Here is an 18527-nt window from a genome sequence, read left to right as displayed (position 1 = left end):
ACAACAATAAGAGTCTGCCATGAATGACACCTTTCTTCGCGCCTGTCGAGGTGAATCAACCAGTTTTACACCTGTCTGGATGATGCGCCAGGCCGGACGATATCTGCCGGAATACCAGGCGATTCGCAAAAATCTTTCCTTCCTGGAGCTGTGTAAAAATTCCGAGCTTTGCGTAGAGGCCACCCTGCAACCCGTAGATATTCTCGGGGTAGACGCGGCCATCCTCTTTTCCGATATTCTTATTCTCATGGAGCAGATGGGCGTACCTCTGGAATTTCATGAGAACCATGGGCCGGTATTCCTGCACACTATCCGCGACAGTAAAGCTGTGGAGAAGCTGCGGATTCCTGATCCGGCAACGCAGATGGATTTCGTCATGGAGACCATCCGCCTGCTTCGCAGGGAACTGCAGGTACCATTGATCGGCTTTGCCGGAGCACCCTTCACCTGCGCAACTTATCTCATTGAGGGTGGCAGCTCCAAAATCTTCTGGGCAACCAAGAAACTCATTTTCACCAAACCCGGGGTATATCATGCTTTGATGGAAAAGATCACCGAAGCAACCATCCTCTACCTTAAAGAGCAGATCCGCGCGGGAGCTCAGGCTGTGCAACTGTTTGATTCCTGGGCCGGAGTCCTCGGGCCTGTCGATTTTGCTGAATATGCGCTGCCTTATGTAACTCAGATCATTGCCGCCTTGAAAGCAGACGACTTTCCTGAGGGAAAAGAAGTACCGGTGATCTATTTCGCCAACAATGGCTCCACCCTGCTTGAGCTTTCCGTCAGTTCGGGTGCCGACGTCATTGGCATCGACTGGCGTATCAACATCGCCGACGCCATTGCCCGTATCGGTGACTGTGCCATTCAGGGTAATCTTGATCCCTTCGCCCTGCTGCTGTCGAAGGAAAAACTGCGTGCCAGGGTGGGAAAACTGTTGAAAGATGCGGCGATGGCAAAGGGACACATCTTCAACCTCGGCCACGGTATCAATCAGTTCACTCCGCCGAAACAGGCGAAGATAATGATTGATGCCGTCCATGAACTGAGCCAGAAATGAAACTGCCAGAACTCAAAGAGTGTTTTCAGTGTTTCGATCAATACTCCATGCTCGACAACATCCGGGAACACTCCATAATGGTGACCCGGGTGGCAGAGACACTCTACGACAATCTCTCCTCTGCCCTGCCCCCGGAGAATCTGCCGGAGAAAAGGGTTGTGATAATCGGCGCACTGATGCATGACATCGCCAAGAGTCTCTGCCTCAACGACAACAGACCACACGCCGTTGTGGGGATGGAGATCTGTCAGCAGCACGGCTGGCCGGAACTGGCTAAAATTGTTGAAGAGCACGTTCTGCTGAAGCATTTTGACGACGAGGCATATCAACGCGGAGTCTTCGGAGCAAAAGAACTGGTCTTCTACTCCGACAAACGCGTTAATCACCATGAAGTGGTCACCCTCAATCAGCGCCTTGCCTATATTCTTGAGCGCTACAGCAGAGATGATCCGTACCGCATCAAACGTATCAGGGCCAATTTTGAGACCGGCTTCACCCTGGAAAAAAGATTCTTTTCCCATATTGATTTTCCACCGGAGGAACTTTCCAGCCATCTCCAGCCCTCTACCGACGACTTCGGCCTTACAGCTCAGGACATTCCATGACGCCCCTTCCTCCCTGCAATAACGACACCCCGATCATCCAGATTGAAGGCATGAACAAGTGGTATGGATCGTTTCACGTTCTCAAAGAAATTAATCTCTCCGTCTGTCCCGGCGAACGGCTCGTTATCTGCGGGCCGTCCGGCTCGGGGAAATCGACTCTGATCCGCTGCATCAACCACCTTGAGGAACACCAGAGTGGCCGCATCGTGGTTGATGACATTGAGCTCACCGACAATATGCAGGATATTGAGCGGGTGCGTACTGAAGTAGGCATGGTCTTTCAGAACTTCAACCTCTTTCCCCACCTCTCTATTCTTGACAATCTCACTCTCGGTCCGATCTACACCCGCAAGACGCCGAAAAAAGAAGCAGAGGCAACAGCCATGCACTACCTTGAGAAAGTACACATCGCTGAACAGGCGCACAAGTTTCCCGGCCAGCTCTCCGGCGGGCAGCAGCAGCGGGTCGCCATTGCCCGCAGTCTCTGCATGGAACCGAAGATGATGCTTTTCGACGAGCCCACCTCCGCGCTTGATCCGGAGATGGTAAAAGAGGTCCTCGAGGTTATGATAAGGCTGGCGGAAAGCGGTATGACCATGCTGGTGGTCAGTCATGAGATGGGATTCGCCCGCAAGGTGGCACACCGGGTGATCTTCATGGATGCGGGAGAAATTCTTGAAGCGGCCCCGCCCGAGGAGTTTTTTGATCATCCCCGTCACAGACGGACGAGGGAATTTTTGAATCAGATCCTTGTTTGAGCCGAGACATGCCGAGCCTCCCTCTGCTTACCCTGTTCATTCCCACCTTTATCGCTGTTTCCCTGACACCGGGAATGTGCATGACTCTTGTGCCCTTACCCTGGGCATGACCGTTGGACTGCGCCGTACCTTCTGGATGTTCTGGGGCGAGTTGACCGGGGTAATGCTTGTCTCGGTCTGTTCTCTGGCCGGGGCGGCAACAATCATGTTGCGCTCTCCGGAAATATTCTCCATTCTCAAACTGGCAGGCGACGCATGGCTGATCTGCCCTGGACTGCAGCTCTGCCGACAGCGCGGGCGCAAACTGCGTTCCTTCCTCGGCAAAAAAGGAGGCTGCACCCTGCTCAACCGCATCTCCGGAGTATTACTGGCAGTGGTTGGTGTCTGGCTTATGCTGAGTTGACATCCATTTTTTGACTGCAGGGAACCTGTAACGAAGAAGCCGGGTGCAAGACGGATTATTCGATATCCCCATGAAGGGTTTTCCTGTGCAATTCTGGCTGATCCTGCTATACTTTTTAGAGGATTTTAATCGCCCATCTGGAACTGGAGAAGAACAATGAAACAGAATAAAAATGAAGAGAATGAAAAATGCCCTGCGGAAAAGAAAAAACGCGCGGGATGGGATCTGTGGATCATTAAATGGTTTAAAATAATTCTTGATTACAATCTTTTCAAATCTGGAAAACATGCTGAATCTTTGTATTAGCAGAGAGTACAGGGTGCCTTGAAACAGCTGCATTCGTTCCTTCAAGGTACTGGAGGAAATTGTACCGCGGACCTGTGAGTACCTTAGAAATTATTTTCGTGTTTTTTTGAAAAGAATTTCGTGAAGGTACGTATACCGGCTTACGGTTTATCACCGGTATCATACCAATCACATTTTTTACTGACCAGAGAACGCAACTGCGTGGATATCTTTTTTGGCGATTACAAAAGGATAAACAGGATGTAAAATTGAGCTCATGGTAGAAGCGTCCGTTGTACTGGAGACACCCAAATTGCTCGTCTCTACGGAAATTTTTTGCTTTTTCCTGCCTCCCGTCTCCTTTCTCCCTTTTCCCGCCCCTGCCTTTGAATCCGCCAATACAAAATGTAAATGGTATAGTTTTGATCACGGAGTCTAGCGCTTACCTGGAGTCTGGTATGTACCTCCGAGGATAAATTTTTGACTGTAACGAAGAAGATGGGCGAAAGACTGATTATTCAAGACAGCCACAAAACAAGCAGGAGAGGTTCTCTCTTTCCTGCCTCCCTTCTTCCTTTTTTCCCGTTTTAATTTCGATTAGCCCCTTGTTCTTACAGGTTTTTTGTCTTTCTTCGCGTTCTTCGCGGTGAAAAAAATCTGTCCAATACGTAAATTACTGATATCGTTATTATTTTGTGTTTTCCGCGTTTTTTTGAGAAGTTATGTTATTTTCTCCGAAAGCCTCTGTCACAGTGCATTCTTTTGTCACAATTGATATTTCCCCTTATAAAGAACAAAACACCAGGGGAAAATCGGAGGTCCCCGAATACAGGAGAAAACCGTTTAAACCCCCTAAAAACATCGTAATTCTATTGCGTTCTCAGTGAGAACTGGCTAACATCTGCGCTGTTTTTCAAGGAAACTGTATTTCTTATTTATTCAGGAGATAATTATGAACAAAATCGTAAAACTGCTGATTCCTGCAACGGCAGCACTGTTTCTCGCCGGATGTGGCGGAACACAATATGGCGCAGCGAATATCTACAGCATCCCCGAAGGGGCAGAAATCATAAACCTCAAGGACAACAGCCATCTCGGTGTCACTCCGGCAAAGATTTCTTTTCCCGGCAAATCCGATACCGCTGAACAGATAACCATTCAACTGCAAAAACCTGGCTATCTTGACCGCATAACTTCTTTCTGGATTAACCGCCGTCACGACAGCAGAACAGATGCTCTGGCCCAGCCCATTGATGTAAAAGTCGAACTCAAAAAAGAGTAAGGAGAAACGCAATGAAAAAATCATTTATACGTAATCTGCTGCTCGCATCCAGCCTCTGTGCCATACTGCTGACGGGCGGCTGCGCCTCCCAATACTCCGTGAAGCTCAATATTCATACAGACCCCGAAGGGGCCCATGTTGTCTATCGTCAGGGGCAGTCGCACTGGATATATCTCGGAGTCACCCCGTTGAATGTCACTGAGATCATAAAGAAGGAACAGCTTGAGAACGAAGATACCGTGAGCATAAAAGCCATGCGCACAGGCTATCTTGACCAGGTTCGTGAATACAGCGGACGAGAGATCCGCGATGAACTTGCCGAGCAGAGACAAATTTTCTGGACCCCCCGCCTGGTTAAAGCATCGACGAAATAATACCATTCCTATCATGGTTACAAACGACAAAAGGAACCACGAATGGACACGAATAAACACGAATTATTACTGAAAAAACCATAAGGGAACCTTGAATAATCAGTCTTTCGCCCATCTTCTTCGTTACAGTCAAAAATTTATCCTCGCAGGTAAGCGCCAGACTCCGATATCAAACATATAGCTCCGGTAAATTTTCTCAGGTGCCTTGAATATGAACGAAATACAAGATTATTCAAGGCACCCATTATTCAGGATCCCTTTATTTCTCTTGAAACTGTTCACAATATTCATCCCACGCAATGGGCATCATCGATCGCTTCAGCTTATTGCACTCCGCGCAGCAGGCGACGATATTTTCCTTTGTGGAACGGCCACCGCGTGACAGGGGCAGCACATGGTCCATGGTCAGGTTGTCAAAACCAACCTCCCGATGGCAGTAAGAACAGCGCCCGTCAGCCGTCTTCTGCTGCCACCAGCGCGTCTTGCGCAAAGCACGTGCCTTATCCCGTTCGGCACGGATTATCCGCTCATCCGGGGCATCGAAATCCATCCAGCCGAAATCCATCGGCTTCTCCCTGCGCCGTTTTCGACTCACACAATTTCTCCCACAAGCATTGGCCTTATTGCTCCAATCAGATAAAGCGAACCCGCGACCACGATCAAATCATCTTTGCCCGCAGAAGCACAGACCCGTTCAAGAGCCTCTGCAGGGTGACGTTCGCAGTATGCACGCGGCTTATCTTCCGGCAAGAGAAATTCAACGATCGCTTCCGGCTCTGCAGACCGCTCTCCGTGGGGCCGGGTAAACACCATCTCGTCAAAGAGCGGCGCAATGCAGTGCAGCATCGTGCCGAGATCCTTGTCCGCCATGCTTCCCCACAGGGCGAGTCGTCTGCCAGGAAAATGCGCTGTAAGGGTGGCGGCAAGATTTGCCACCCCTGCCGGATTGTGGGCACCATCAAGTAGAAAAGACAGTGTACGTCCATTGCGAACCACAGTGAAAAATTCCATCCGTCCCGGCCACTTCAGCGCCGCAAGTCCGGAGATGATGTCGCTGTCGGCGACACGAAAGCCGTACAACTCCAGCACCTGCACCACCGCGACAGCAAGAGATTCGTTCTCCTGCTGAACAAGGCTGGGGCTCTGCGAGTGCAGAACCGAGTATTGCCGTTCCCCGGGTAACCCTTTCCCCTGCCAGCTCCAGCTGCCATTGTCAGCACAAGCGAAGTCAAAATCATGATGAAGCTGATAGAACGGGGCATCTTTTTCTTGTGCTGCAGAGGCAATTACCACCGCAGCCTCCCCGGCAGCGCCACTGATTACCGGTACCCGCTCTTTAATGATACCCGCTTTTTCTCCCGCAATAGTGGCCAGAGTATTACCGAGCCAGGCTTCGTGATCCATACTGATGGAAGTAATTACCGAAACCAGTGGCCGCACGACATTGGTGGCATCCAGCCGTCCCCCCATACCGGTCTCCATCATCACGATATCTGTCCCCTGTTCCTCAAACCAGAGGAAAGCGAGAGCAGTGGTAAATTCAAACCAGGTAATCTGTTCTCCGTCCAGCACCGCAATAATGTGGCTGCCGAGACGCGCAAAATCCTCTTCACTGATAAAATCACGCCCCACACGAAAACGCTCCCGGGGAGAACTGAGATGAGGAGAGGTGTAAACACCCACTTTATAGTGCGCCCGACTGAGAATCTCATGCAGTGCAGCACAGACAGTGCCCTTGCCATTGGTCCCGGCCAGATGGACAATCTGCAGTTTCGCCTCCGGATTTCCGACCTGCCGGAGGAAAGCCTGCATGGCCTCCAGGCCGAGTTTGATTTTATGCATCTGCAGGACATCAAGGTATGCACAGACATCTGAATAATTCATAGAGAAAATAACAGGATAAGGGGATTTTGAAGAACGTTGTATTTCGTTTATATTCGAGGTACAGAAGAAAATTTACCGGAGGTACATGTTTCGTATATGGCCAATCATACCAGAGTAAGACGGGCGTAATCAAGATGGAGTGCCTTCAGTCCGTGGCGGTCAAAAAAGACCTCAATTGACTTCCCCTCACCGATCATCGTCACACTCCCCTCACCAAAAAAGGGGTGACTGACCCGCTGTCCCACAGAGAGGTCTTTCTTTTTCAGCTTCGCCCCCTTTTTATGCAGGGGCATGGACCGCTCACGGAGAGGTTCCCCGGCCTGGAATCCTTCCGGTACAGCCATACCGTCTGCCCGCTCATACAGACGGGGGGAGAGCTCTACCAGAAACGGCGACATGCCGGAACGGTGCCACTGGCGATCCTGGGTCATCAGTTTACGCGGGTAGGTGAGGTAGAGATATTTCTTTGCCCGGGTGGCGGCCACATAGAGCAGACGGCGTTCCTCCTCAAGCTGCTCACCGTACCCGGCGGAGGCATGGGGGAAACGCCCCTCGGCAAGGCCAATAACAAACACGGCCTCAAATTCAAGGCCCTTGGAAGAGTGGATGGTGGAGAGCACAATCCGATCACTCTCCTGCTCTCCCCTTCCCTCTTCCGGAGGATCAAGGGTGGTATCATCGATGAAACTCTGCAGATCAGTATAGTCATCCAGCAGAGCTTTCACCTGGTCGAGATCTTTCTGTCTTTTGGGATAATCATCTGCATAAAGTCTCTCAAAAACAGGCTGATAGTATGCTCTTGCAAGCTCATACAGGCGACCGGGCTGCTGTTCACCCGAGGTAAGGTCCTCAAAAAGTTTGACCAGTTTCTTCCAGCTCGGAGCCCATTTGCTGCCGGGCTTCAACGACTGCAATGTCTTTAACCACTCCTCCGAGGTTGAAACCGCAGCGGTTATTTTCTGCGCGGTGGTCGGCCCCACTCCTTCGAGCTGCAGCAGGATACGGTTCCAGGAGAGGGTATCGTCGCGGTTCACCAACACCCGCAGGAAAGCAATCATATCTTTGATATGGGCGGACTCCGTCAGTTTCATCCCGCCTCTTTTCTCATATTCAAACTGCGCTGAGGTCAGCTCAATTTCCAGTTTATAGGAATGAAACCCGGAACGGAAGAGCACGGCAATATCATGGCGTGGCACCCCTTCGCTCACTAATTGCTGTATCCTCTTTACAATCCAGCCCGCCTCTTCCCGCTCATCGCGTCCGGCATAGACCTTTGGCTTTATATCCCCTTCGATACGAGAAAAAAGAGACTTGGTATATTTTTCTGTCGCCTGCTCAATAATGTTGTTGGTAAGGGAGAGAATGGGCTGAGTTGAGCGATAATTCTCCTCCAGCTTGATCATTTTCGTACCGGAAAAGATTTTGGGAAAGCGCATGATGTTGTAAAAATCGGCACCACGGAAAGAATAAATGGACTGGGAGTCATCTCCCACCACCATGACATTATCGTGACTCAGTGCCATGCCTCGGACGATATCGGCCTGAATCAGGTTGGTGTCCTGATACTCATCCACCATAATGTGAGAAAAACGCTCTGAAACTCTCTGCCGCACTTCTACAGACTCCTCCAGCAACCGCTTCCAGTTGACCAGCAGGTCATCGTAATCCATGAGACCATGATTGAACTTGAACTCTTTGTAATGTCTGGCAAGGGAGAGGAGATCATCAAGATGATCAAGCAGATGAGAATACTGCTCTTCCACCAGACTCTCAAGGTCGAGGGCTTTGTTCACAGATCCGCTTATCATATTGATAACAGCCCGCTTTGTTGGGAAACGCTTTTCCTTCTTGCCGATACCAAGTGAGGACTTCAGCAGATTAACAATCCCCTCAGCGTCAGCGCGGTCAATGATGGTAAAGGAAGAGCTGAAACCGAGAGAAGAACCAAATCGCCGCAGCAGCATATTGGCGACACTGTGGAAGGTTCCGCCAACCACCCGCCTGCAGTCACCGCCAAGGAGATGTCCTGCACGCCAGAGCATCTCTTCGCTGGCCTTACGGGTGAAAGTGAGCAGAAGAAGGGACTCCGGGGGAACACCCTGATTGACGAGGTGAGCAACGCGATAGACAAGGGTTCGAGTCTTACCGCTTCCAGCACCGGCAATGACCAGTACAGGTCCTTCGGTGGCAGTGACAGCCTCGCGCTGAGGCTCATTGAGATCTGCGAGATTGAGACTGGAAACGGACGGAGACATGGGAGCAAAGGGATCATTATTCATGGTCGCCACTCTACCACAGCAGAGGGACCCCCCGCAACGGCGTTGACAAAACACGACCGCCCTTTATAATGCCACCTTTCTTTCACTGCTGTCCCGCTCCACGGGACAAAAAGAATTCATGAATGACAAGGAAACAGGAAATTATGGGAAAGACAGCGGAAATGTTCAAAGAGTTGTTTGACAGAGAGACACTTGCCCGTCTCTTTTCGGCCGAACGAAGCAATGAGTTTTTTGATGCCCTCTTCGGGGATGCTTCTGAAGGTGCCTATGATATTGAGCTTGCATGGCGGGACGCAACAGAAACCGAGTTGACCATGGAACTGCGTCTCAATCAACGGCCAAACTGCTGCCTGGTCTGCAATCTGACTTCGGGTCTGCCACCGGTTTTCACCCGCCACCCGATCATCAACATCGGGGGCCTCGTGAAAGAAATTGATGCACTGCCCGGGAATACCAGAAAAAGTGCCTCGTGGTCTCTCGGAGAGACAGAACAACTGAATGAGGCACTGCATATTATTCCCCTGCATATTATATTGGCATAAGGTACCCTTCATACAAAGAAACACGATGACGAACCTTAAAGAAAAAATTGGCCAGCTCTTTCTGCTCGGCTTCCCCGGCACCGTCCCCACCCCCTCGATACTGCGGGATATCCGTGAACTGAACCTCGGCGGCGTCATTCTTTTTGACAAAAACCTGGCAGCTCGGGAACCTGAGAACAACATTCGCTCTGCCGAACAGGTCCGCAGACTCACCGACACCCTGCAGAAAGCGGCAGCGGCGGCAGGTACAGCTCCTCTTTTTATTGCTGTTGATCAGGAAGGCGGGCAGGTAAGCCGTTTCCGTAAAGAACGCGGTTTCAAAGAAACGCCCTCAGCGGCCCGCCTGGGAGAAGCCGGCACTGCTGCAATCCGTACTGCAGCGGGGCAAACCGCCCGGCTCTTAAACAGCCTTGGCATAAATGTGAACTTTGCCCCCGTTGCAGATGTAAACGTCTTCAAAGAGAATCCGATTATTGGACGGATTGAACGCAGCTTTTCTGCAGATCCTGAAAAGGTGACGAAGTGCTGCTCCGCATGGATCGAAGAGCACCGAAAGCAGGGTGTGCTCACCAGCCTGAAACACTTCCCGGGCCATGGCAGCTCCCGTCTTGATTCACATCTTGGTTTTGTTGACATCACTGAAACATGGCGCGAGGAAGAGCTGATACCCTTTCACCGGCTCGTGCAGACAGACACGGTCGACCTGATCATGGTGGGACACCTCTGCCACCGGCAGTATGATGCCACCCTTCCAGCAACGCTCAGCCCTGAGATTCTTCATCGCCTGTTGCGGGAAAGATGCGGCTGGAACGGAGTGGCAGTCAGTGATGATATGCAGATGAAGAGCATTACAAAGAAGTGGGGACTGGTTGATGCGTGCTGCCGCAGCATCGCGGCCGGGCTGGATCTGCTGATTATTGGCAACAACTTGAACTTCCAGCCTGAGATACTGAAGGAAATAGAAGATGAGATGGCAAAAAGAGCAGGCAGTAATGCTGACCTCTGCAGTAGAATTGAGGAGGCATGGTTGCGGGTAATACACCTCAAAAAAAGCCTTCCCCGATCACAGCCATCCTCTTTGTTACAGTAAAAAATTTAAGCACAAAGAGTTCAGCACCAAGAGTTCATCGAAATTAAAACGGGAAAAATGGGAGAAAGGAGACGGGAGACGGGAGACAGGGAAAAGCAAAAGACGGAAGACCTTTTTTACCGCGAAGAACGCGAAGGAACACGAAGGAAGACGAAAAGCAAAAGACTGGATAGCCAACAAAGTACACTAAACGCATGAAAGTTCTACATATAATACCATTTACATTTTGTAGTAACTTCTTAAAGAAGCTCTAAAAAGACAAAAAATTTCACAGCGAAGAACGCAAAGAGTAAAGAGAGAACAACAGCAATTCTCTGTTTAATTTTAAAGTTTTTTTGCCTTTATTCGCATGATTAGAGCTTTTATTCGTTGGCAAAAAGTCTTTTCGCTGTTCAGTCTTTTGCTTTTCCCTGCCTCCCGTCTCCTTTCTCCCTGACAGTTCTTGACGCAGCGCCTTCTGCATCTTATTTTTCAGGGTATTTCAACTACAGGAGAATAACCTATGATATTGACAAATGGCTGCCCGCTTCAGGGCCAACCCGAAATTGAATATCCCTGTACCTGGGAATACAAGGTATTTGGAGAAGACTGTGCCCTGCTGATAGACTGCATCAAAGAGGTGTGTCATCCTCACAAGGCTGAGATTAACCACTCCCGAAGCAGCAGTTCTGGGAAATATCACAGCATGAAGGCTGTGGTTGAGGTTCCGAGTGAAGAGGTCCGTATCACTATATTTGAGCAGTTGAAACAGGCATCCGCTGTGAAATTTATTCTCTAAAACAGGCAAAAAAATGACTGAAAATAGTAATGGAACACAGAACAGCGATGGAACACGGTTACTGAACATTCTTCGTGAAGGCATCGGACTGGTACAGATGATTTTTTACCGTGAGACAAAAAAAGTACTCGTCTCACGGGATAAAAAACGCGATTCTGCAGAAGCAGCCCTGCTTGCCGGGGCAATTACCGGGGAAGTGTTTGGTACCTTAAATCCGGGGGAAAAATTTGTTCTTTTTCGCCAGCAGCACCGGGCCGAGATTGAACAGGAACTCCTCTCTTTACGCAGTAATCTGCCAGAACTCTGCCAGCATATTACTGATGCCCTGCGGGTGCAGGCCCTCTGTGACCACCAGGAAGGCAATAATTCCACCGCCCTGCTGCACAAGGCAAAGAGTAACGGCTACCTGACAGAAGAGCGGGAAACACCTCTCCCCTCCAGTTTCATGACTTCTATCCGGGAGCTGGGCGCAATTTTTGACCTCGTCATTCCGCCGGTCGACATCAGTACAGAGGATGAAAAAAAGTTTGTCAACTGAGGGAATTCATTGCCTCCAGCCTCATCAGAACAGCGAATAATCACCTATCTTTTTCGTTACAGTTAAAAATTTATCCTCCGACAAAGCAAGGAACGAGACGTCGATATATCAACAACATGCCTGCGGTAAATTTTCTTCTGTGCCTTGAATATGAACGAGATGCCAGGTTCTTCATTGTACCCTTATCTTTACCCCTCAAAGAGAGTCGCACTTCCACAGAAGGCGGCTCTCTTCACTGATTTCTCCTTCCTCTCGCAACTTCGCTTCCTGATCACCGCATTTCTTTGTCAGTTTTATTACTGCCTGGTATCAATTTCATTCATTGCAAGCATACAGTAAATGTCATATACTTGTTTTCCAAAGTGATTATCGAGCAATCATAATGAACCTTGCCAACCTTGATGGAACATCCTCTTTTCTTTGGGATTTTCCTGTTATTCGAAGGGGCTTCTTTCACGAACCGGCTCGTATCGAGTGGCTGGAACAAACGGACCTTTTTCTGATTCCCGACACTCTGTAAATCTTGCGTTTCATTGAATGCACGGAAATCCCCGCCGTTCAGGGCGAGGATATAAAGCGTAAACGCCAAAGGCGTTCAACGTATTCCTGTTTTCTAAGGGCAGGACATGCCCGGTTAGCCTGTGAAGTGAACGGTCGAGTAAAAAGCCGTCAGCAACAGGAACCCGCTGAAGTGACTCACGCAGAAAATGCGCGGGCACTGGAGGAATCCCCGCCCTTCAGGCCGGGAGGATGTCAATCATCTGGCTGGCAGAATACGCAGTCAGATGGTTTGGAATCGACTGAATTGCTTCCTGCGAAGGAAAGATGCAGGCTCATTCGGATGTGAAAATCATAGAGCCCGGATCATTATGGGTTCTAACAATGTTTTTCGTCCTGCGGCCTTTTCGTCTGTAGAGGCTTCTGGAAATATTCACGTCCTGCTCTGCCATAGTGGAAACTCTCGTCGTTCTGACCGACGACGACAGTTTCTTTGCGCTCTCTTTCGTCTTTAGTTCTGTAGTCTAGCGTTACCGGATCCACCGGTAATACTTTTAATCTCGCGAACCAAGGAGAACATTATGTCGCGTAAGATGGTAACAATTGACGGCAATCAGGCCTGTACCCACGTGGCTTACGCCACGAGTGAGATCATCACCCTCTATCCGATCACCCCCTCTACACCCCTTGCTGCTGAAGCAGATATTAAATCTACTGGCGGGGTGGAGAATATATGGGGTTCAGTTCCCGTTGTTACTCAGATGCAATCTGAGGCCGGGGTTGCCGGTGCCATTCATGGCTCACTGACCACCGGGGCAGTCTGCACCACATTTACTGCTTCCCAGGGACTGCTTCTGATGATCCCTAATATGTACAAGATCGCCGGGGAGCTTATCTCAACCGTTTTCCACGTTACAGCCCGCGCTATTGCATGCCAGGGTCTTTCCATTTTCGGTGACCATGGCGATATCTATGCTGCACGCCAAACCGGCTTTGCAATGCTTGGTTCTACAAGCGTCCAGGAAGCACAGGACCTTGCTCTCGTTGCAACTGAGGCAACCCTGGAAACCCGTATTCCATTCATCCATTTCTATGACGGTTTCCGGACCTCCCATGAGATTCAAAAGATTGAGCAGCTCTCCATGGATCAGATCGCAGAGATGATCAATGAAGATCTGGTTTTTGAACACCGTAAACGCGGACTTACTCCAGACCGTCCGGTCATCCGCGGTACCGCTCAAAACCCCGATGTCAACTTTATTGGCCGTGAGACCGTAAACAAATATTACAATGCGACACCGAAGATTGTTCAAGATATCATGGACAAATTTGCCACAGTCGCCGGTCGTCAGTATCACCTCTTTGACTACCATGGATCTCCCGATGCTGATCGCGTCGTCGTCGCCATGGCTTCCGGCTGCGAAACCATCGCTACGACCATTGATTACCTGGTCGCCCAGGGTGAGAAAATCGGTCTGGTTATTGTCCGCCTTTTCCGCCCCTTTGACTGTAAAGCAATGGTTGCCGCCCTGCCGAAGAGCGTGAAAACAGTTACTGTTCTTGACCGCACCAAAGAACCGGGCGGAGCTGGTGAGCCGCTTTATCTTGATGTTCGCGCCGCCATCGGTGAAGCTATGGAAGCCGGTGAAATGGACAAACCGGTTGTTCTCTCTGGTCGCTATGGTCTTGGTTCAGCAGAGTTTACTCCGGCCATGGTTAAAGCTGTGTATGACAACATGAATGCAGCCACACCGATGAACAAATATGCTGTTGGTGTAGATGATGATGTCACCCACGCCAGCCTTGATTATGACAAGACCTTCAACATGAATGAAGAAGGTGTTTACAATGCGATGTTCTTCGGTCTCGGTTCTGACGGAACTGTCGGTGCCAATAAGAACACCATTAAAATTATCGGAACGGAAACTGATAACTCAGCTCAGGGTTATTTTGTCTACGACTCCAAAAAGTCCGGCTCTGTTACCACCAGCCATCTGCGTTTCGGTAAGAACCCAATTATTGCACCTTATCTTATCCAGAACGCGCAGTTCGTTGCCTGCCATAACTTTACGTTCCTCAAGCACGTGGATATGCTCAGCCACCTCGTTGATGGCGGAACCTTTCTGCTGACCTCCAGTTTCGATAAAGACGCCATCTGGGCACAGCTGCCTGGTTCCGTACAGAAACAATTGATTGACAAGAAAGCCAAACTCTACATCATTGATGCACTCAAACTCGGTGTAGCACTTGGCCTTGGTGCGCGTATCAACATGATCATGCAGACTGCTTTCTTCATGATTTCGGGGATCCTCTCGAAAGAAGAAGCCATCACCTCTATCAAAAATGCTATCAAGAAAACCTATAGCAAGAAAGGTGATGAAGTTGTGCAGATGAACTACGGTGCTGTTGATGGTGCCATCAACGCTATTGTTGAAGTAGCTCTGGGCAGCGCCACCGATGGCGACGCCATGCCTCCCACCGTTCCTGATGATGCCCCTGAGTTTGTTAAAAACGTCACTGCAAAAATGATCGAAGGCAAAGGCGATACCCTCAAGGTTTCTGAAATACCGGACGATGGTACATGGCCAACAGGTACAACTCAGTTTGAAAAACGGAATATTGCAGTAAACGTTCCGACCTGGATCGCTGACAACTGCATCCAGTGTGGTCAATGTGCACTGGTTTGCCCCCATGCTGCAATCCGTCTCAAAGTCATTGATGATGCCTCTGATGCCCCGGCATCCTTCAAAACTAAAGATGCCGTCGGTAAACAGTTCAAAGGCAAACAGTTTGCTATCCAGATCTTTACTGAAGACTGTTGTGGATGTACTCTCTGCGTTGACGCCTGCCCGGCGAAAACCAAAGCCCTTGAAATGATTCCCAACACGGAAGAATTGAAAGTTCAACAGATTCCCAACGTAAAATATTTCCTCAGCAAACCGGAAGTTAATCCTGCAGACGTCAACCTCAGCACTGTTAAAGGCGCGATGCTCATGCAGCCGCTCTTTGAGTTCTCCGGTGCCTGCGCTGGCTGTGGCGAAACTCCCTATGTTAAACTGATCTCCCAGCTCTTCGGAGATCATCTGATGGTTGGTAATGCCACCGGTTGCTCTTCCATCTACAGCGGCAACCTGCCGACTACACCTTACACCAAGCGTGCCGACGGACGTGGACCTGCATGGTCCAACTCTCTCTTTGAGGATGCTGCTGAGTTTGGTGCAGGTATGCGCACCACTGTGAAGAAACTTGCTTCTCAGGCCACTGAACTTATTACCAAAACTGCCGATGCCGGTATTATTGACAAGGCTCTTGCAGAATCCATTCTCAACGCCACGCAGAAAGAACAGGCCGATATTGAGACTCAACGCGGCCGTATCGCTGAACTGAAAACAGTCCTTGAAAAGAGCAGCGATATTCTTGCCAAACGACTTCTCTCTGTTGCTGATTACCTCGTTCGCAAATCTGTATGGAGCTTTGGTGGTGACGGCTGGGCCTACGATATCGGCTACGGTGGCGTTGACCATGTTCTCGCCTCCGGAGAAGACATCAACATCCTCGTGATGGACACTGAGGTATATTCCAATACCGGTGGTCAGATGTCTAAATCGACCCCGCGTGCAGCTACGGCACAATTTGCTGCTGGTGGAAAGAAAATGCCGAAGAAAAACATGGGTATGATCTTCGCAACCTATGGCAACATCTATGTTGGTCAGATCAGCATTGGAGCCAACCCGGCACACGCTGTGAAAACCATCAAAGAGGCAGAAGCATACGATGGTCCGTCACTGATCATTGCCTACTCGCACTGCATCAACCACGGGATCAACATGGCCCATGGTCTGCATCAGCAGCAAAAAGCAGTTGCCTGTGGTCACTGGCCGCTCTATCGCTACAATCCGATGCTTGCCGCAGAGGGCAAAAACCCGCTTCTTATTGACTCTAAAGCTCCATCCATTCCATTCGAAGAGTATGCCATGGCAGAAAACCGCTATCGCTCACTCAAACGGATGAATCCGGATAATGCCGAGAAACTGATGGCTGAAGCACAGGGTGACGTTGAGAGACGCTGGGCATTCCTTACCAGTCTTGCAGGTGCTCTGGAACCTAAATAAGGGGAAAGTGCCGACAGGCTGCGTGTAGTTTGTCGGCACCAGGTTTGTTCCCAACTTGCTTTAATTTAATCAAGGCATTATATAAAAGGAATTGGTGAACATGTTCACCAATTCCTTTTTTTTATATTTTCTGACTTTGCAATATTGCACCCTTCCTTTTTCATTTTGATATAAGAGAGGTAACAATGGTACGAGAAGAAATTTATACTGCGGATGAAGCGTTGAAAATCCTGTTTGAAGGAAACCAGCGGTTCATGAATTGCAATATCACTCACAAAGACCACTGCGGCGAAGCTCTTGAACTGCATGCGGAACGCCAGCAGCCACTGGCAGTGATTCTCACCTGTGCCGATTCAAGGGTTCCCCCGTTGTACATCTTTGACCTCGGACTTGGAGATCTTTTCGTTTTGAGAGTCGCCGGGGGCCTGGTCAACGATCAGATGCTCGGCAGTATTGAATATGCCGTTACCCATCTGCAGGCCAGGCTGGTAATGGTCATGGGACACAGCTCCTGTGGAGCGATTACGGCAGTAGCCAGCGGTTCCCGCCTCGGCGGACACATTGCAACCCTTATCCCACCCATTGACGCAGCTCTGAAGGTTGCCAGGAATATGGAGGAGGGAGATCTGCTGGACAACGCTTCAAAGGAATTGACTCGTAACATCTGCGAAAAAATATCCAGCTCTGAACCCATTATCCATGACCTCGTCAAGGAAGGAACGGTGAAAGTTATTCCCACCTTTTACAACCTCTCCACAGGTGCCGTCCAGCTCATTTGACATCCCCTGAAAGCTTCTTTCATAAAAAAAAGGGGAGTACCGTTTCCGGTGCCCCCTTTTCCTTTACAAAATTCTTCCTTTTACTTCTCGCAATCAGTCCACCTTTTTCTTATCGCGCCCGGCCTTCATCTTCTCATAGTCTGCCACCGACTGCAGAACCTGCTCACCCTGACGTTTTTTCAACTGTTCAACCTTTTCCTTGAGTTTATCAGGACGGATGTCCATTTTTGTAGCGCCAAAGAGTGTCGCCGCAAGATATTCGAAGGAGAAAAGCATCAAAGCCACGTCATCAGTTTTGATCTCTTCTATCACTTGCGGGTCAAGCTCGTAGGTCTCCAGAAAGGAGCTCTCAAAGATAAAACGGCGGAAGGTATGCAGATCTGTAGAGGCCATAAAAAACATACGTTTAGCCTGCTCTGACAGACTCGCCTGATGGCCAAAGGATTTGCGCCGCATGACAAGCCTCAACCAGCCTTTATTCATTTCGTCACGGACATCCACTCCCTGGTCAGCACGCCACTCCCTTACGGTCCATTCTTTATCTTCTTCGAATCCCTTGCAGTGCGGTTCTCTCACAATAAAAAAGAATTTATCCTCCGCAGCCGCGTTCTCATTTCCTTCAGCGTCTCTGCTGCCACCCTCATGAAAATCTGCCATCCCCACCGGATAATAGCGACAGGCAGTAGGCCGATCCGTATAAACAGTACACCCTTTGGGGGTTACAAAGGGACACCTGTCATCCTCCTCACGCATTTTAAGCTGGACCCCCGGCATATCTGTTTTCTCCAGCCAGGTGGGTTCGGTGTAACGCTGAACAAAATCGGAAGGCTCAAGTTCAAGACGCCGACTGAGGCAGAGAATATCATAGGGGGTAAGGACTATTTTGATTCCCCCGCAACAGGCAGTGAAACAGCTTACGCCGGGATGACAACGAAATTTTATCTTGCTGTCGAGGGTCAGTTTTTTGGGCTCCACTGCAGAAGGATTCTTCACCGATCCAAAAATGCTCTTTTCATCACTCATACATCACCTTAGTCAAAATTAATATGGCCAGGCCCAATATTTATTGAGCCACTATTTCTCACACAAGAGGGTCATTTTAATGGGGAGAGCTCTAATAGTAAACTAAATTCACAGATTCTTCCCTGCATGAAAGCAGATTCAGGTTTCTGCAGAAACGAAAATATGAACCATATATTTACTGTTTTTTCCACTCTCTAAAACGGAATAATATTGAAGTTTATGAAAAATAACCGTATACAG

17 protein-coding genes are annotated in these 18527 nt (G+C 49.5%); 13 read left to right on the top strand and 4 right to left on the bottom strand.

Annotated features, from left to right (window positions below; genetic code table 11):
• Nucleotides 1–19: 19 nt before the first annotated feature.
• The 7 genes from hemE (at nucleotide 20) to JWG39_RS01845 (ending at nucleotide 4764) form a co-directional block, all read left to right on the top strand.
• Nucleotides 20–1057 carry a uroporphyrinogen decarboxylase gene (hemE, locus tag JWG39_RS01875; RefSeq protein ID WP_205217655.1) on the top strand — a complete coding sequence of 346 codons (1038 nt, stop codon included), beginning with the start codon at nucleotides 20–22 and terminating at the stop codon, nucleotides 1055–1057.
• Complete coding sequence (locus JWG39_RS01870; RefSeq protein WP_205217654.1) at nucleotides 1054–1662, top strand: HDIG domain-containing metalloprotein; 609 nt, start codon at nucleotides 1054–1056, stop codon at nucleotides 1660–1662. The genes hemE and JWG39_RS01870 overlap by 4 nt, the downstream gene beginning before the upstream one ends.
• Complete coding sequence (locus JWG39_RS01865) at nucleotides 1659–2420, top strand: amino acid ABC transporter ATP-binding protein (RefSeq protein ID WP_205217653.1); 762 nt, start codon at nucleotides 1659–1661, stop codon at nucleotides 2418–2420. Before JWG39_RS01870 ends, JWG39_RS01865 begins: the two co-directional genes overlap by 4 nt.
• 76 nt (nucleotides 2421–2496) lie before the next feature.
• Complete coding sequence (locus JWG39_RS01860; protein WP_205217652.1) at nucleotides 2497–2823, top strand: hypothetical protein; 327 nt, start codon at nucleotides 2497–2499, stop codon at nucleotides 2821–2823.
• Between the two features lie 156 nt (nucleotides 2824–2979).
• Nucleotides 2980–3129: a hypothetical protein gene (locus JWG39_RS01855; RefSeq protein ID WP_205217651.1), complete on the top strand. Its 150-nt coding sequence runs from the start codon at nucleotides 2980–2982 to the stop codon at nucleotides 3127–3129.
• Between the two features lie 931 nt (nucleotides 3130–4060).
• Nucleotides 4061–4390 (top strand): hypothetical protein, encoded by a 330-nt coding sequence (locus tag JWG39_RS01850; RefSeq protein WP_205217650.1) that lies wholly within the window; start codon nucleotides 4061–4063, stop codon nucleotides 4388–4390.
• Nucleotides 4391–4401: 11 nt separating this feature from the next.
• The gene (locus JWG39_RS01845; protein WP_205217649.1) at nucleotides 4402–4764 is read left to right on the top strand and encodes a nucleoside hydrolase; all 363 of its coding nucleotides are present in this window, start codon (nucleotides 4402–4404) and stop codon (nucleotides 4762–4764) included.
• Between the two features lie 259 nt (nucleotides 4765–5023).
• Here the strand turns inward: JWG39_RS01845 and JWG39_RS01840 are convergent, their stop codons facing one another.
• The 3 genes from JWG39_RS01840 to JWG39_RS01830 all read right to left on the bottom strand — a co-directional run bounded on the left by JWG39_RS01840 (nucleotide 5024) and on the right by JWG39_RS01830 (nucleotide 8927).
• On the bottom strand, nucleotides 5024–5359 hold the full coding sequence (locus tag JWG39_RS01840; protein ID WP_338032166.1) for an HNH endonuclease: 336 nt from the start codon (nucleotides 5357–5359) through the stop codon (nucleotides 5024–5026).
• Nucleotides 5356–6648 (bottom strand): bifunctional folylpolyglutamate synthase/dihydrofolate synthase, encoded by a 1293-nt coding sequence (locus JWG39_RS01835; protein ID WP_205217648.1) that lies wholly within the window; start codon nucleotides 6646–6648, stop codon nucleotides 5356–5358. The genes JWG39_RS01840 and JWG39_RS01835 overlap by 4 nt, the downstream gene beginning before the upstream one ends.
• 104 nt (nucleotides 6649–6752) lie before the next feature.
• On the bottom strand, nucleotides 6753–8927 hold the full coding sequence (locus JWG39_RS01830; protein WP_205217647.1) for an ATP-dependent helicase: 2175 nt from the start codon (nucleotides 8925–8927) through the stop codon (nucleotides 6753–6755).
• A 122-nt stretch (nucleotides 8928–9049) separates the two neighbouring features.
• Between JWG39_RS01830 and JWG39_RS01825 the strand changes: the two genes are divergently transcribed.
• The 6 genes from JWG39_RS01825 (at nucleotide 9050) to JWG39_RS01800 (ending at nucleotide 17264) form a co-directional block, all read left to right on the top strand.
• Nucleotides 9050–9469 (top strand): pancreas/duodenum homeobox protein 1, encoded by a 420-nt coding sequence (locus JWG39_RS01825; RefSeq protein ID WP_240191939.1) that lies wholly within the window; start codon nucleotides 9050–9052, stop codon nucleotides 9467–9469.
• 25 nt (nucleotides 9470–9494) lie between these two features.
• Nucleotides 9495–10559: a glycoside hydrolase family 3 protein gene (locus tag JWG39_RS01820; RefSeq protein WP_205217646.1), complete on the top strand. Its 1065-nt coding sequence runs from the start codon at nucleotides 9495–9497 to the stop codon at nucleotides 10557–10559.
• A 502-nt stretch (nucleotides 10560–11061) separates the two neighbouring features.
• Nucleotides 11062–11337, top strand: a complete 276-nt coding sequence (locus JWG39_RS01815) for an HP0495 family protein (RefSeq protein ID WP_205217645.1) — start codon at nucleotides 11062–11064, stop codon at nucleotides 11335–11337.
• Between the two features lie 13 nt (nucleotides 11338–11350).
• Nucleotides 11351–11875: a hypothetical protein gene (locus JWG39_RS01810; protein ID WP_205217644.1), complete on the top strand. Its 525-nt coding sequence runs from the start codon at nucleotides 11351–11353 to the stop codon at nucleotides 11873–11875.
• A 1079-nt stretch (nucleotides 11876–12954) separates the two neighbouring features.
• Complete coding sequence (gene nifJ / locus JWG39_RS01805; RefSeq protein ID WP_205217643.1) at nucleotides 12955–16485, top strand: pyruvate:ferredoxin (flavodoxin) oxidoreductase; 3531 nt, start codon at nucleotides 12955–12957, stop codon at nucleotides 16483–16485.
• Nucleotides 16486–16670: 185 nt separating this feature from the next.
• The gene (locus JWG39_RS01800) at nucleotides 16671–17264 is read left to right on the top strand and encodes a carbonic anhydrase (protein ID WP_205217642.1); all 594 of its coding nucleotides are present in this window, start codon (nucleotides 16671–16673) and stop codon (nucleotides 17262–17264) included.
• Nucleotides 17265–17357: 93 nt separating this feature from the next.
• Here the strand turns inward: JWG39_RS01800 and JWG39_RS01795 are convergent, their stop codons facing one another.
• The gene (locus tag JWG39_RS01795) at nucleotides 17358–18287 is read right to left on the bottom strand and encodes a YkgJ family cysteine cluster protein (protein WP_205217641.1); all 930 of its coding nucleotides are present in this window, start codon (nucleotides 18285–18287) and stop codon (nucleotides 17358–17360) included.
• Nucleotides 18288–18527 lie beyond the last annotated feature (240 nt).

The sequence above is a fragment of the Desulforhopalus vacuolatus genome, from assembly GCF_016918505.1.
Taxonomy (GTDB): domain Bacteria; phylum Desulfobacterota; class Desulfobulbia; order Desulfobulbales; family Desulfocapsaceae; genus Desulforhopalus; species Desulforhopalus vacuolatus.
The sequence above is the reverse complement of the archived record's forward strand: the minus strand, read 5'-3'. Positions and strand labels throughout refer to the sequence as shown.

What these genes read in the sequence shown, in the direction of transcription:
- hemE (WP_205217655.1), top strand. Translation starts at nt 20, where the DNA reads ATGAATGACACCTTTCTTCGCGCCTGTCGAGGTGAATCAACCAGTTTT.
- JWG39_RS01830 (WP_205217647.1), bottom strand. Translation starts at nt 8,927, where the DNA reads ATGAATAATGATCCCTTTGCTCCCATGTCTCCGTCCGTTTCCAGTCTC.
- JWG39_RS01855 (WP_205217651.1), top strand. Translation starts at nt 2,980, where the DNA reads ATGAAACAGAATAAAAATGAAGAGAATGAAAAATGCCCTGCGGAAAAG.
- JWG39_RS01800 (WP_205217642.1), top strand. Translation starts at nt 16,671, where the DNA reads ATGGTACGAGAAGAAATTTATACTGCGGATGAAGCGTTGAAAATCCTG.
- JWG39_RS01820 (WP_205217646.1), top strand. Translation starts at nt 9,495, where the DNA reads ATGACGAACCTTAAAGAAAAAATTGGCCAGCTCTTTCTGCTCGGCTTC.
- JWG39_RS01810 (WP_205217644.1), top strand. Translation starts at nt 11,351, where the DNA reads ATGACTGAAAATAGTAATGGAACACAGAACAGCGATGGAACACGGTTA.
- JWG39_RS01835 (WP_205217648.1), bottom strand. Translation starts at nt 6,648, where the DNA reads ATGAATTATTCAGATGTCTGTGCATACCTTGATGTCCTGCAGATGCAT.
- nifJ (WP_205217643.1), top strand. Translation starts at nt 12,955, where the DNA reads ATGTCGCGTAAGATGGTAACAATTGACGGCAATCAGGCCTGTACCCAC.
- JWG39_RS01815 (WP_205217645.1), top strand. Translation starts at nt 11,062, where the DNA reads ATGATATTGACAAATGGCTGCCCGCTTCAGGGCCAACCCGAAATTGAA.
- JWG39_RS01870 (WP_205217654.1), top strand. Translation starts at nt 1,054, where the DNA reads ATGAAACTGCCAGAACTCAAAGAGTGTTTTCAGTGTTTCGATCAATAC.
- JWG39_RS01825 (WP_240191939.1), top strand. Translation starts at nt 9,050, where the DNA reads ATGACAAGGAAACAGGAAATTATGGGAAAGACAGCGGAAATGTTCAAA.
- JWG39_RS01865 (WP_205217653.1), top strand. Translation starts at nt 1,659, where the DNA reads ATGACGCCCCTTCCTCCCTGCAATAACGACACCCCGATCATCCAGATT.
- JWG39_RS01850 (WP_205217650.1), top strand. Translation starts at nt 4,061, where the DNA reads ATGAACAAAATCGTAAAACTGCTGATTCCTGCAACGGCAGCACTGTTT.
- JWG39_RS01795 (WP_205217641.1), bottom strand. Translation starts at nt 18,287, where the DNA reads ATGAGTGATGAAAAGAGCATTTTTGGATCGGTGAAGAATCCTTCTGCA.
- JWG39_RS01845 (WP_205217649.1), top strand. Translation starts at nt 4,402, where the DNA reads ATGAAAAAATCATTTATACGTAATCTGCTGCTCGCATCCAGCCTCTGT.